The organism is Paracoccus sp. S4493, from assembly GCF_000967735.1.
Taxonomy (GTDB): Bacteria; Pseudomonadota; Alphaproteobacteria; order Rhodobacterales; family Rhodobacteraceae; genus Paracoccus; species Paracoccus marcusii.
On record NZ_JXYF01000175.1, the window covers coordinates 1 to 367 of the forward strand.

Consider the following 367-nt stretch of genomic DNA (forward strand, 5'->3'; position numbering starts at 1 on the left):
CGCAGAAATCCCTTCTGGCCGAGGATATCCGCTATACCCTCGCGCATTGGCCCGGCCTGATCCGCTTCCTCGACGACGGCACCCTCGAGCTCGACACCAACCCGGTCGAAAACCAGATCCGTCCGATCGCGCTGACCCGCAAGAACGCCCTCTTCGCCGGCAACGAGGTCGGCGCCGAGAACTGGGCCATGCTCGCCTCGCTCGTCGCCACCTGCAAAATGGCCGGCGTGAACCCCGTCGACTATCTCGCCGACACCCTCCGCGCCATCCTCGACGGACACCCCAAATCCCGCATCGAAGACCTCATGCCCTGGCGGCACGCACAGCCGTCAAGCCTCACCGCATAGGGCCGCGACGTCGCGCTTAC

The 367-nt window shown here is 65.9% G+C and carries 1 protein-coding gene; it reads left to right on the forward strand.

Annotated features, from left to right (window positions below; genetic code table 11):
• The coding region (locus TW83_RS15970; RefSeq protein ID WP_157001679.1) for a transposase at nucleotides 1-347 on the forward strand (347 nt) is incomplete at its 5' end.
• Nucleotides 348-367 lie beyond the last annotated feature (20 nt).